This window comes from Mycobacterium sp. 3519A (assembly GCF_900240945.1).
GTDB lineage: Bacteria > Actinomycetota > Actinomycetes > Mycobacteriales > Mycobacteriaceae > Mycobacterium.
The window spans coordinates 1,045,453-1,057,755 of record NZ_OESG01000012.1 but is presented as its reverse complement, the minus strand read 5'-3'; the positions used below and the strand labels follow the sequence as shown (position 1 = coordinate 1,057,755).

11 protein-coding genes are annotated in these 12,303 nt (G+C 65.6%); 3 read left to right on the top strand and 8 right to left on the bottom strand.

Going from position 1 to position 12,303, the window contains the following annotated elements; genetic code table 11:
* Positions 1-3 precede the first annotated feature (3 nt).
* Positions 4-1,110 carry a zinc-binding dehydrogenase gene (locus C1A30_RS07245; RefSeq protein WP_101947713.1) on the bottom strand — a complete coding sequence of 369 codons (1,107 nt, stop codon included), beginning with the start codon at positions 1,108-1,110 and terminating at the stop codon, positions 4-6.
* Positions 1,110-2,702, bottom strand: coding sequence for an acyl-CoA synthetase (locus C1A30_RS07240; protein WP_101947482.1), 1,593 nt, complete (start codon positions 2,700-2,702; stop codon positions 1,110-1,112). The genes C1A30_RS07245 and C1A30_RS07240 overlap by 1 nt, the downstream gene beginning before the upstream one ends.
* A gap of 100 nt (positions 2,703-2,802) precedes the next feature.
* On the opposite strand from C1A30_RS07240, the gene C1A30_RS07235 reads away from it, so the two are divergent.
* Together C1A30_RS07235 and C1A30_RS07230 are read left to right on the top strand one after the other, a co-directional pair.
* Positions 2,803-4,740 (top strand): NAD(P)/FAD-dependent oxidoreductase, encoded by a 1,938-nt coding sequence (locus tag C1A30_RS07235; RefSeq protein WP_101947481.1) that lies wholly within the window; start codon positions 2,803-2,805, stop codon positions 4,738-4,740.
* Positions 4,737-5,624 carry an SDR family NAD(P)-dependent oxidoreductase gene (locus tag C1A30_RS07230; RefSeq protein WP_101947480.1) on the top strand — a complete coding sequence of 296 codons (888 nt, stop codon included), beginning with the start codon at positions 4,737-4,739 and terminating at the stop codon, positions 5,622-5,624. The genes C1A30_RS07235 and C1A30_RS07230 overlap by 4 nt, the downstream gene beginning before the upstream one ends.
* Before the next feature lie 19 nt (positions 5,625-5,643).
* Here the strand turns inward: C1A30_RS07230 and C1A30_RS07225 are convergent, their stop codons facing one another.
* Entirely contained in the window at positions 5,644-6,261 is a 618-nt protein-coding gene (locus tag C1A30_RS07225) for a Dabb family protein (RefSeq protein WP_101947479.1), read from the bottom strand.
* Entirely contained in the window at positions 6,254-6,598 is a 345-nt protein-coding gene (locus C1A30_RS07220) for a hypothetical protein (RefSeq protein WP_101947478.1), read from the bottom strand. Before C1A30_RS07220 ends, C1A30_RS07225 begins: the two co-directional genes overlap by 8 nt.
* A 100-nt stretch (positions 6,599-6,698) precedes the next feature.
* Between C1A30_RS07220 and C1A30_RS07215 the strand changes: the two genes are divergently transcribed.
* Positions 6,699-7,952, top strand: a complete 1,254-nt coding sequence (locus tag C1A30_RS07215; RefSeq protein WP_101947477.1) for an NADH:flavin oxidoreductase — start codon at positions 6,699-6,701, stop codon at positions 7,950-7,952.
* Here C1A30_RS07215 and C1A30_RS07210 read toward each other — a convergent pair.
* From C1A30_RS07210 to bphC, 4 genes are all read right to left on the bottom strand, one after another.
* Positions 7,946-8,896: an alpha/beta hydrolase gene (locus C1A30_RS07210; protein ID WP_101947476.1), complete on the bottom strand. Its 951-nt coding sequence runs from the start codon at positions 8,894-8,896 to the stop codon at positions 7,946-7,948. The two genes, C1A30_RS07215 and C1A30_RS07210, sit on opposite strands and share 7 nt — an antisense overlap.
* Positions 8,893-9,732: an IclR family transcriptional regulator gene (locus tag C1A30_RS07205; protein WP_101947475.1), complete on the bottom strand. Its 840-nt coding sequence runs from the start codon at positions 9,730-9,732 to the stop codon at positions 8,893-8,895. The genes C1A30_RS07210 and C1A30_RS07205 overlap by 4 nt, the downstream gene beginning before the upstream one ends.
* Before the next feature lie 183 nt (positions 9,733-9,915).
* Entirely contained in the window at positions 9,916-11,385 is a 1,470-nt protein-coding gene (locus tag C1A30_RS07200; protein ID WP_101947712.1) for an FAD-dependent oxidoreductase, read from the bottom strand.
* Complete coding sequence (bphC, locus tag C1A30_RS07195) at positions 11,382-12,299, bottom strand: biphenyl-2,3-diol 1,2-dioxygenase (RefSeq protein WP_101947474.1); 918 nt, start codon at positions 12,297-12,299, stop codon at positions 11,382-11,384. The genes C1A30_RS07200 and bphC overlap by 4 nt, the downstream gene beginning before the upstream one ends.
* Positions 12,300-12,303: the final 4 nt, after the last annotated feature.

The window sequence follows — 12,303 nt, the reverse complement described above, 5'->3', positions numbered from 1 at the left end:
GTGTCAGGGGACGATGCTGGCGCGGACGTCGCGTTTGCCGACGGCAGCGGCGAACGCCTCGTTGATGTCGTCCAGCGGGTATTGCGCTGCGGCAAGGCGATCCAAAGGCAGCCTGTCGCGGTGCTGTTCGAGGAACGTCAGCGCCCGCGACAGCACCGCGGGATCGTAGAGTGAGACGCCGACCATGGTCTTGTTGGCGAATACGAACCGTGACGGGTCGAACTCGAACGTCTTGCCGATGTTGATGTTGCCGATCTCGAGATACCGGCCGAACTGACCGAGCATTGTCAGGCCCTCGTCGATGGCCGAGGGGTGACCCGCCACCTCGACGACGACGTCGGCGCCCTGCCCGTCCGTCAGCTTGCGCACCAGTTTCGCCCGCTCCTTCGGAGTAGCCACCTCGGCGATGTCGATGACGGAGTCGGCGCCGAACGCCGTTGCCAGTTCGAGCCGTTCGGGTACACCGTCGATGGCAACGACATTGGCCGCACCGCGCGCCTTGGCGAGCGCGACGGCGTACAGGCCCAATGCGCCTGCACCCTGCACGACGACATGCTCCCCGAGTTGCAGGTCTACTCGTTCGAGGCCGTACATCACTTGTGATAGAGCACAGTTCGCACCGGCGGCGATGTCGTCGGGGACACTGTCAGGCACGGTGTAAACCACGGCGCCTGCTGGCAGCAGGAAGTAGTCGCCGTACCCGCCGACGAAATAGGGCGGCTCGTCGGCACGTCCGAGCATGGCCATCGTCAGGTTCAGGCAGGCGTTGCGCCTGCCCGCCAGACAGTTTCGGCACCGATGGCAACAGAAGAAGTAGGGAAATACCACCCGCGTGCCTTCTTTCAGCGGCTTGCCGCTGGAGTCGGTGACCGCGCCGTCCCCGAGAGCCGCGACGGCGCCGACCATTTCGTGGCCGAGCACAGTTGGCAGCTGTCCTCCCAGCCCACGGGTGGCGAACGTGCCGTGCCAGGCATGCACGTCGGAGCCGCAGATGTTGGCGCGGCTCACCCTCACGAGGATCTCGCCCGCGCGCACCGTTGGCAGGCTGACGGTCTGGATCTCGAACGGTGTACCGGGTTCGTCGAAGCGTGCGATTCGTCCTGTGAACATCATTTCCCTGAGTGAGTCGCCGATTCGAGGCTGAAGCGTTCGCGCAGATCGCGCTTGAGCAGCTTGCCGCTGGGGTTCTTGGGCAGGGCATCGACGAAGAACACCCGCTTGGGTGTCTTGAAGCCGGCGAGGTGCTCCCGGCAATGGGCCAGCACCTCGTTCTCAGTCAGCGTGACTCCGTCGCGTGGTACCACCGCAGCGACTATCGTTTCCACCCAGACCGGATGCGCAAGTCCGAAGACCGCGGCTTCGTGAATACCGTTGTGGCGGTACAGCACTTCTTCGACCTCGCGGCTGGCCACGTTCTCGCCGCCGGTTTTGATCATGTCCTTCTTGCGGTCGACCACGTGCAGCAGGCCGTGCTCGTCGTAGTAGCCGAGGTCACCCGAGTGGAACCAGCCACCCTTGAATGCCTCGGCCGTCTTGGTGGGATCATCGAGGTAGCCGAGCATGAGATGTGGGCTGCGGTGCGCTATCTCGCCGACGGTGCCCGTCGGCACGGGGTGGTCGGCGTCGTCGAGGATCGTCGTCTCGACGTTGACCACCGGTCGTCCGGCTGCGCCGGCATGGTCGTCCTGCTCGCCGGGGCCGAGGGCCGACGCCAGCGGTGCCATCTCCGTTTGGCCGTAGAAGTTCCACAACCGCAGATTCGGCAGTCGCCGACGCATCTCGGCCAGAATCTCTCTCGGCATCGGTGACGCGCCGTAGTAACCCTTGCGAAGACTCGACAGGTCGACCTCGTCGAAAACGGGGGAGCGCAGCAGAGAAATCCAAACCGTCGGCGGTGCAAAATAATTCGTCGCGCCGTGGTGCGCGATGGCCCGAAGCACCAGCTCGGGTTCCGGCCGCGGCAGGATGATGCTGGTGGCGCCGAGGTAGATGTCGGTGGCCAAGAAGTTGTCCAGCTGCGCGCAGTGGTACAGCGGTAGCGAGTGCACCTCGACGTCGTCGCCCGACATCTCGCCGGCGACGATCGTGCTGATGTACTGCCACATCAGGCTGCGACTGGTGTGCATCACACCCTTCGGCCGCGATTCCGTGCCGCTGGTGTACATCAGCCGCAGCAGCTGGTCGTCCTCGATGTGCGGGCGGGGTGCGGCGCTCGTGGTGGCCAGCCACTGCGCGAAATCGTCCCAGCCACTCACGGCGGACTGGCCACGACCCGACAGTGCGACCTTCGTCTCGACCCTGCCGCCGAGAGTCATCGCCTGCTCGGCCGTCGGGATCAGGTCGTCCTCGACGATGAAGCCGGTCGCCTTGCTGTGACCGAGGATGAACGCGATCTCCTCACCGGTGAGCATGAAGTTGATCGGGACCAGCACGACCGCCGCGCGTGCGGTGGCGAACGCGATGACGGCGTACTGCCAGCAGTTGTGTGACAACAGGGCGATGCGATCGCCTGGTCGGAACCCGTTGTCAGCCAATGCCGCCGCCGCTCGGTCCACCAGGTCGTCGAATTCGGCGAACGTCAGCACCACGTCGCCGTCGATGATCGCGATCTTGTCGGGTTGCCTGCGGGCAGAGCGGCGAGGAATGTCGCCGAGCGTGTGGCTGCGCGCCTGCGCGACCACGCTGTCCAGTTCCGGCTGCATGCACCGAACACTATGCACCGCCGCGGATGGACGGCCGATCATGTCCCGCTGAGAGGAAGACGCCGTCGGCGAAATGCCCGGCGGCTTTGATACTCGGTGCATGGCTACAGTCCCCACCGCCTGCGCTGCGGAGATCGAAGTCGACGCAGGGGAGTTGCGGGTCAATCTCCGCGAAGCCGACCCTGGCGTGCTGGTCGCCGTGCTTGCGCAATTGACCGGCGATCCGTCGGTTGTCGACGTGTTCGGGCCCAAGATCTCGCATGTTCCCGATCCGCCCGAGCGCGCCGGGGTCACCGATCCTGACACCGCCGAGGCTCTGGTGGAGGCCTTGGTTAAGGCCTTGGCGAAGGCGGTCGAGGGGGCGCCCCGTGCAGTCGGTTCAGTCGCGCCGGACAACCCCGAACTCTTCGCCAAAATCGCGCCGGTGGCCCTTGGCTCGGAGGTCGCCGATGAGTTCATCCCGCTGCTGCTCGAGCAGGGTGGGTTCCAGCTGTCCCAGCCGACGCTGCCGCGCACGGCGCCGATCCCGAAGGCACTCACGGTCGCGATCGTCGGCGCGGGACTGGCGGGCATGATCACCGCACTGGCGGCGGCCGATGCCGGGGTGGAGTTCGAGATCTTCGACCGCAACGACGAGGTCGGAGGTACGTGGCTGACCACCACGTATCCCGGTATCGGCGTCGATACGCCATCGGCCTATTACTCGTTGTCACGGGACGTGAACCCCGAATGGACCAGCTACTACCCGCAGGGCGCGGAGTATCAGGCGTACCTGGTGTCGCTGGCAGACAAGTACGGCCTGCGCGAGCACACCCGGTTCCGCACCGAGGTCGAGGCCCTGAGGTGGGACGAGGACCGCAGGCAGTGGCAGGTTCACGCCGTCGATGCGGACGGCAATCGCGACGTCAGCTACGCCCGTGTCGTGGTCACCGCCGCGGGTTATCTCAACCGCCCCCGGTGGCCCGACGTGTCGGGGCGAGATTCCTTCTCCGGCATCAGCATTCATTCGGCGCAGTGGGACTCGTCAGTGGACCTCACCGGTAAGCGGGTGGCCGTCATCGGTGCCGGGTGCACGGCGGTGCAGATCGTCGACGCCTGCGTCGACGACGTCGAGCACCTGACGGTGTTCCAGCGCCAACCGCACTGGGTCGCTCCCCGCAAGCGATTGACCGACGACGTCCCGGACCATCGGCGCTACCTCGGCCGTCACGTGCCGTATTACGCGAACTGGAACAGACTCAAGTCCTACTGGGGCACATCCGACAACAACTACCCGGTCATCCTGCAGGATCCGGAATGGGCCGCCGACCACCTGTCCATCTCTCAGGCCAACGACGTGCTGTTGCAGATGTGTCTTGAATACATCGACCGAACGTTCGGCGCCGACAGCGAACTGGCGAGGAAGGTCACCCCTGACTTCGCGCCCTACGGCAAACGAATCATCAGAGATCCCGGCGGTTACTACGCCGCACTGACCCGCGACCACGTCGACGTCGAAGCCAGTGAACCCGCCGCGATCAACGCCAAAGGCATTGTCACCCAGGATGGTAGGCAGATCGACCTGGACGTCATCATCTACGCGACCGGCTATCACCTTGACTTCCTGTCCACCGTCGACATCCGCGGACGCGGCGGAAAGAAGCTGACAGACGAATGGGGTGACAGCCCTCGCGCCTACCGGGGTGGAACGGTGCCCGGATTCCCCAATTTGTTCATCAACTCCGCGCCGAACTACAGCCCGGGGCACGGCGCCGGGGCCAACTTCTCGATGGAAGTGATGGCGCACTACGTGATCGAGTGCCTGCAATTGATGGCGCTGCGCGGCGCCACCACCATGGAGGTCACCCAGCAGGCCTACGACGACTATGTCGCCGACATCGACGAGGCCATGGCGGGCACCGTCTGGTGTCACACCCCCAACGCGCACACCTACTACCGTTCTGGTTCGGGCCGGGTGGTGGTTGCCACCCCGTACCGGCTCGTCGATATCTGGCATCAGCACCGAGCGCCGGTCGAAGACCATTTCGAGCTGCAATGACGCGATTGCTCAGCGGAAGAACGGCTTTGGTGACGGGCAGCAGCCGCGGCATCGGACGGGCGATCGCACAGCGTCTCGCCGCGGAAGGGGCCACCGTTGCGGTGACGGCGCGGGCCCACACGCCATCCAAGTCTGTCCGGTCAGGGGTCGCGACGGCGATCCCAGGAACAATCGACGAGACCATCGAACTGATCGAAGCGGCAGGCGGATCGGCGTTCGGACTGGCCGCCGACCTCGAGAACGTCGATGCTCGCGATGGACTGATCGACGCCGTGCTCGACCGCACAGGGCGGATCGACATACTGGTCAACAACGCGGGCTTCGCGGACTACTCGGTTGTCGAGGACATGTCGCTCGATACCTTCGAGCGGACCGTCGAACACTACCTACGCACCCCGTTCGTGCTGACGAAAGCCGTTGTGCCGCATATGCGCCAACAGGGCGGCGGCTGGATCGTCAACATCGGGTCAGTCACCGGTGTGGCCCCGGTGCGGCCGTATCGGGAGTACAACAAGACCTCCGGCGACGTGATCTACGCGTCGATGAAGGCCGCACTGCACCGCTTCACCCAGGGCGTAGCGGCCGAACTGCTCGACGGCAACATTGCTGTCAACTGCGTCGGCCCCTCCACCGCGATCAGGACCCCCGGCGCGGCGAGCCTGATTCCCGAAACGTTTCCCACCGAACCCGTGGAGTATCTCGCCGAAACCGTGTTGGCGATGTGTCATCTGCCTGCCGAAGAACGCACCGGGCTGGTGGCGTTCAGCCTGCACTATCCGTGGTCCCAAGGTCTGGCGGTACACAGCCTGGACGGCCTGAAGGAGCTACCGCCGCTGGAACCGCCCGCGACCGCCAACCCGAATATTCTGCCGGCCGGCCTCTGACCGCTCACGAGCAGGTGAGTCAGGTCAGCACGGGTTCGGCGATGGGACAGAAACTGTGGCACACCCTGTCGCGGATGATCACATCGGGACATTCGGGGTCGAACCATCGATCCACATGGGCCCAGTGGATCGGGTGCATGAGGTACGGACCCATCAGGCCGGCCTCGTCGGTGAACTCCTGCTCGAACACGTGCGTCCACGGCGAAGTGCCGATCGCGGTTTCGACGCGGCTGAGTTGCCATGCCGTGATCGACGAAACGTACCGCGTCAGCATGCGTAGGTCGGCTTCGAACCGCGCCACTGTCGAGTTCTCGGTGCCGGGGAGCACCCGCAGCAGCAGCGTTCGGTACACCGAACCGGCATCCCCGGCACATCGTGTGGGCATGCCGCGGTAGTCGACCCCGTCGATGTGGGTGATTGCCGGGTCGTCGAATATGGCCGAGAACGCACATTCGGCCGATTCCCAATCGGATTCGCTGTCGAATCGCAGGTGCGTGAGGATGTCTCCGCCGTTGCGGCTCCCGGGTGCGGTCGCGGCAATGACTGCGCTGCGGCCTACTGCGGCATCGCGCAGTTCGGCGATCAGTCGATCGCGGTGCGCTTCATCGGCGTGGATCAGGCGGGTGACGTTAAACATCGCACAGGCCGTCGACGTCGGCGGCGCTCGCGGCCACCTCGCGGGTGCGGTTCTCCACCAACTCGTCCATTGCCGACCACCACTGGCCGAGTGTGGGATCCGGGCGACCCTGCCACGTCATCTCCCACCATGCCCGAGGGTTGGACAGGGACCACGTGATCGTGACGGTGTTGGACTGGTCGTCGAACCAGATCGGCGGACTGACGAGCACGCCGCGCAGGGTCATTCCCCGCTCGACGGCGCCGGGCGCGTATTCGGCCAGATACCTGTCGACGAATGTCCGCGTACATCCGGGGCGAGTCACCACGCGGTCGATGACATAGACCTCGCCAGCCATGAGTTCAAAGCTATGCACTCGCGGTGGTTGCCTACAGCGGAAGTCCCGACTAGCGGGAACCCTCGTTGACCCGTCGCAGGGGCACAGCGACGGTGGATCGATGAGCGCAGATGGGCGACACCCGTTCACCCCCGTCAAGCTCGGCCCGGTAACACTGCGGAATCCCACGATCAAAGCCGCGACCTCGGAGGGCCGCTCACCCGAAGGTCTGGTCACCGACGAGTTAATCGCGTTCCATCGCGCTTTCGCCGAAGGCGGCGTCGGCATGACGACTGTGGCCTACTGCTGCGTGGCCCCCGAGGGCGCCAGCGCGCCCGGCCAAATCGTGATGAGCCCGCGCGCACTGCCCGGCCTACGCCGCCTCACGGATGCGGTGCACGATGCGGGCGCGGCGGTCTCGGCGCAACTGGGTCATGCCGGCGTGGTGGCCCACAAGAAGCTCACGGGCGTCACGCCGGTGGCGCCGAGCCGGTTCATCAACCCGGCGTCGATGGCCTATTGCCGTGAGATCTCCCGTGCCGAGATCGGCGCTGTCATAGACCGGTTCGGTGCCGCAGCCAGGGTAGCCGTAGACGCCGAATTCGACGCCGTCGAACTGCATTTCGGCCATCTGTACCTACCCAGCTCGTTCCTCAGCCCGCTCATCAACCGACGCAAGGATGACTACGGCGGGGATATCGACAACCGGTCGAGGCTCTGCCGCGAGATTGCGCGCCGGGTGCGTGATGTGGTGGGCGACCGGATCGCGGTGATCGCCAAGCTCAACATGGACGACGGGGTGCCCGGCAGCATCTGGGTGACCGAGGCGCTTCGCACCGCGCAGTTGCTCGACGCCGATGCGACCTTGGACGCGATCGAGTTGACCCAGGGCTCTTCGGTGTTCAAGCCGATGTTCCTGTTCCGTGGCGATATTCCGGTCAAGGAATTCGCGGAGGTCATGCCGCAACCGATGCGCACAGGTATCCGGTTCATCGGCAAGTGGGCGATGGGCGATTATCCGTACGAAGACCTCTACATGCTGCCTAACGCACGCCAATTCGTTCCCGTGGTACGTAATACCAAGCTGATCTTGCTCGGCGGAATCACCAACCGCGATCACCTCGAAACCGGCTTGGCGGAAGGTTTTGACTTGGTGGCGATGGGGCGGGCACTACTACGCGAACCGGACCTGGTCAACCGGATGATCGCCGACCCGTCCACACGCAGTCGGTGCACGCACAACAACAAGTGCATGGTGACGGTGTTCGGGCGCACCCACTGTGTGCTGGACCCCGATCAGCGTTACGGCCCCGTCGCGTCCCTATCGGAGCGCACCACCGCAGCCAGTCTATCCGAGCCTGTCACGAGTCACTGAGCAACGCGTCTGTCGGGATCGAGCAGCGCCGCCAATTCCGCACATACCCGCCGCCGTGCGTCATGGGCAATGTTGAGCATTGGCATCGTCATGAAACCGTGTACAGCACCGGTGTAGTCGCAGCGAACGGTGGGCACCCCCGCGGCCGCCAGAGCGTCGGCATAGGCGACGCCTTCATCGCGGAGCGGATCGTGCCCGTTGAGCACGATGACCGCGGGAGCCGCTCCGGACAGATCCGCCGATAGCGGAGAAGCGTACGGGTGCAGGCGATCCGACGGATTGGGCACGTATTGATCCCAATACCAACGCAGCGCTTCCCGGGGGTTGTAGAACCCGCGCCCGAACTGGTGGTAAGACTTCGTATCGAACGTGGCGCCGATGACCGGATAGAGCAGCAATTGTCCCGCCAACACCGGCCCCGACCGGTCGCGAGTCATCAGCGCTGTCACCGCAGCCAGATTGCCGCCCGCGCTGTCTCCGCCGACAACGACCCGACCCGGATCACCGCCGATCTGGGCCGCATGTTCGGTTGCCCACTGGGTCGCGGCGTACATGTCTTCGGCGGCGGCTGGCCACGGGTGTTCGGGGGCCAGTCGATAGGCCACCGAAACCACAACGGCGGGAATGCGATTGGTGAAGTCGCGGCACAATCCGTCGTGGCTGTCGAGGTCGCAGAAAACCCAGCCGCCGCCGTGGGCGAACACCATGACCGGCCAGCCGCCGTCTGGCACGACGCCTGAGGGACGATAGATCCGGACGTCGATGTCACCGGCAGTGCCGGGCACCACCCGATCCTCGACGCGGCCGACAGGTTCTGGTTCGGCCGGTGGCACGAAGCGGGACCGAATGGCGGCACGGGCCTGCGCACCAGTCATGGTGTGGACTGGCGGGAAGCCGCCGTCGAGCGCTTCGATCAGATCTGCGATCTGCGGATCAAGGGTCATGCGTACTGCAGCGGCGGGCCGGGGCGCAGCGGACGCATCTGCTGCAGCGTAGGCGCAACCCGCTGCGGACCGTCCTCGACGTTGCGCCAGATCCCCATCGCGGTCATCCGCACCGGAGCTACCAGACGGTGGTCGAATGTCATGCGGTTCAAGGGTCCGCACACTGAGACAGCCGCCACCGCTTCCCCGGGGGAACCGATAGGTGCTGCCACACAGCCGAATCCAGGCAGCGATTCCTCGCGCTCGAACGCCACGCCGTGAGCGCGAACCTTGGCCAGCTCGGCGGTGAGTTGCGCTCGCGTGCTGATTGAGTACTTGGTCTTACGCAGGGACAGGTCGACGTCGTCGAGTGCGTCGGCGTAGGCCAGGATCGCCTTGCCGACCCCGGTGCAGTGGGCCGGCTGGCGCCCGCCGACCCTGGTCGGGATCGCGGCGGTCATCCGGTCGCCAACCTTGTCCAGGTAAACGACGTCGGCCCCGTCGAGCACGGCCAGGTGGGCAACCAGCCCAGTCGCGCGGTGTAGTTCGTGAAGCATGGGCGTGGCTGCGCGCACGAGACGGTCCTGATGGACGGCCAGTGAACCCAGTTCGACCAGCCGCATACCGAGTTCGTAGTCGCGTCCGTTGCGGCGCAGCCAACGCAGCTTCACCAGCCGCTCGAGCATCCGATGTGCCGACGAGCGAGGCAGACCGGTGCGGCGCACGATCTGGGCAAGCGTCAGGCGGCCCGGTCCGTCGAACGCGTCGAGGACCAACGACACCCGGTCGATGACCGCACTTGGGGTGCAGGCCTCCGCGCTTTCGCTGGGGACAGGGGATTCCAGGGTCGCTGTCATGGGCACTCCACGTCTGTGTCGCTACTGAACGGCATATGACTATTAGTAATATGACATTTTGTACCACACGCATGTGGCTGCTGTCACACAGATGGAGAAACCAGGTGCGAGCGACCGCAAAATGCACGACCACAGCGGCGTGTCGCCGCACAGACACGGTCGCTCGCGGGAAGGGGAGAGGGGTCAGCCTTTGGCGGCCGAGCGGCCGGCTCTGCGACCGTAGAAGCTGCCGTCACCAAGGGAGATACCGCTGGCATAGCCCCACGCCGCGACACCGGCCGTGCAGCGGCCTGCCGCATACAGACCGGGGATCGGCGCGCCACTGACGTGCAGCACCTCGGAGTCCAGCGTGGTCTGCAGCCCGCCGAGCGTGAAACCCGCGCAACTGCCGCGTAGATCGATCGCACCGACGGGTGTGCCGATCGGCTTCAACCATTCAGCTTTCTTGTGCAGCAACGGGTCCTCGCCACGTGCGGCGGCGTCGTTGTACGCGCTGACGGTGGCTTGCAGCGCACCGGGCGGAAGTCCGATCTGGACTTCGAGTTCGGCCACCGTTTCGCAGATCCACGACGCGGGGCGCTTGAGGAAGGGTGTCGCCGAGGTGGCGGACATCGCCTCCTCTTGCGCATCGCCATCGATGATCAGGTACGCGGTGTCGTCTTGGTGGTAGAGCGTCAGCTGCCCGATGCGACCGGAGTACATGTCTTCGGGGACGTACCGCTGGCCGCGGCCGTTGACCAGGATGCCGCGGGCGGTCTGCTGGGGGTCGATCAGGAACGCCACCTCGGTGGCGTCCATGTGAGCGAGATCCGCGCCGAGAGCCTGCGCCATCCGGATCGCCCGCCCGTCATGCTGTTCGATCGACGCAGCTGGACGTCCGACGAGCCGCGGTGCGTACTGCGCAAGCATCGCGTCGTTGTATGCAAAGCTGCCGGAGGCGAGAACGACACCACGGCGCGCGCGAATCGCGAGCGGCTTGCCGTATTGGCGGGCGACGAGTCCCGCGACGTGGCCGTCGGACTGCACCACCAAAGACGTTGCGTGGACGTCGTAGATGGCCCTCACGCCCAGCGACGTTGCGGTGTCGACCAGCGGCTTCATCAGCATGTAGCCGGCACTGGCTTCCCCTGCGCGCTTGTTGGCCATCTGCGGAATGTGGCCGCGCGGAGCGGGTTTGGCGAGCGTGTTGAAAGGGTGGGCGTTCTCGCCGCCGGTGAACATCAGGCCCTGATCGCCTGGCGGTTCCCAGCCGGGTTCGCCCCAGAACTCCGGCTTGAACGGGACGCCGCAGCGCACCAGCCAGTCGAAATGGTCGACGCTTCCCGCGCAGTAATCACCGACGCGATTCTGATCGGCGCCCGGCCCCATCGCCGCGTTCAGAAACGTGGCCATGTCTTCGATGGAATCGTCGAAGCCACATGCTTTTTGCAGCCCGGTGCCACCGCCGAGATAGATGAACCCGCCTGCCATCGCGGCGGCTCCGCCCCACCCGCCGGTGCGTTCGACGACCAACACGTCCGCGCCTGCCGTGGCGGCTTCGACCGCCGCCGCTGCGCCGGCGACTCCGTAGCCCGCGATCACGACATCGGCTTCGAAGTCCCAAGTTTCGACCTCGCCGGCCGGCGTGGGGTAGATGTCGGCCTCCGCTGTCATGGCCGCATCGCCGCAGGCAGGTCGCTGACCCACTGGTGGCCCCAGTAGCTGTCGGCGGTGATTTCCTCAGCGGTGTAATACGTTTCGTCGACCCGCATGCCGTCGGTGCCGAACTCGATGTCCCAGTCGCCGGGCGCGCGGACGTAGAACGACACCATCTTGTCGTTGGTGTGCCGTCCCAGCGTCGAAGAGAGTTGGAACCCGTCGGCGTTGACGCGGTCGAGGGCTTGGCCGACCGTGTCCAGGCTGTCGACCTCAACCATCATGTGCACCAGACCCGGATCCCGCACGCCCGCCGCCGGACAGATAGCCAGGCTGTGGTGGCGTTCGTTGATGCCGAGGAACCGGACCCGCACGGGCCCGAACTCCGGCGGCGCAGGCACCCGGAACGCGCCGCGCGAGCGGAAGCCGAGCACGCCGGTGTAGAACTCGAACAGCCCGTTGACGTCCATGGCGGGCACCACCACATGGCCAAGACCTTGATCACCGGTGACGAACCTGGCACCGAACGGGGTCACGACGGGGCTGTGATCGAGCACTGCGCCGTGGAATATCTCGAGCGTGGTGCCCGCCGGATCGTCGAAGGTGATGACCTCCTCGACTCGACGCGCGTCGGCTTCCTCGAGCGAAAGCTCTTTGACGACGACGCCCGCCCCGGTCAGTCTGCTCTTCAGCTGTTCCAATGCCCGATGGTCACGCACTTCCCAGCCGACTGCGACGATTCGGTCGCGGTCACCGGGGACGACGACGATGCGGGCGGCGCGCTCGTCCATCCGCAAGTAGAGCGAGTCGGGGTCGGGACCGGAGCCCTCCGCGAATCCGAGGGTTCTGAAAGCGAAGTGCCGCCACCGGTCGATGTCTGTGGCCGAGACGGTGACGTAGCCGAGGCTCTTGATGAGGTGGGGGTCGGTCATCGGG

Coding starts and splice junctions, on each gene's coding strand:
- C1A30_RS07200 (WP_101947712.1), bottom strand. CDS start 11,385: ATGACAGCGGAGGCCGACATCTACCCCACGCCGGCCGGCGAGGTCGAA.
- bphC (WP_101947474.1), bottom strand. CDS start 12,299: ATGACCGACCCCCACCTCATCAAGAGCCTCGGCTACGTCACCGTCTCG.
- C1A30_RS07215 (WP_101947477.1), top strand. CDS start 6,699: ATGAGCGCAGATGGGCGACACCCGTTCACCCCCGTCAAGCTCGGCCCG.
- C1A30_RS07230 (WP_101947480.1), top strand. CDS start 4,737: ATGACGCGATTGCTCAGCGGAAGAACGGCTTTGGTGACGGGCAGCAGC.
- C1A30_RS07205 (WP_101947475.1), bottom strand. CDS start 9,732: ATGACAGCGACCCTGGAATCCCCTGTCCCCAGCGAAAGCGCGGAGGCC.
- C1A30_RS07225 (WP_101947479.1), bottom strand. CDS start 6,261: ATGTTTAACGTCACCCGCCTGATCCACGCCGATGAAGCGCACCGCGAT.
- C1A30_RS07240 (WP_101947482.1), bottom strand. CDS start 2,702: ATGCAGCCGGAACTGGACAGCGTGGTCGCGCAGGCGCGCAGCCACACG.
- C1A30_RS07210 (WP_101947476.1), bottom strand. CDS start 8,896: ATGACCCTTGATCCGCAGATCGCAGATCTGATCGAAGCGCTCGACGGC.
- C1A30_RS07235 (WP_101947481.1), top strand. CDS start 2,803: ATGGCTACAGTCCCCACCGCCTGCGCTGCGGAGATCGAAGTCGACGCA.
- C1A30_RS07220 (WP_101947478.1), bottom strand. CDS start 6,598: ATGGCTGGCGAGGTCTATGTCATCGACCGCGTGGTGACTCGCCCCGGA.
- C1A30_RS07245 (WP_101947713.1), bottom strand. CDS start 1,110: ATGTTCACAGGACGAATCGCACGCTTCGACGAACCCGGTACACCGTTC.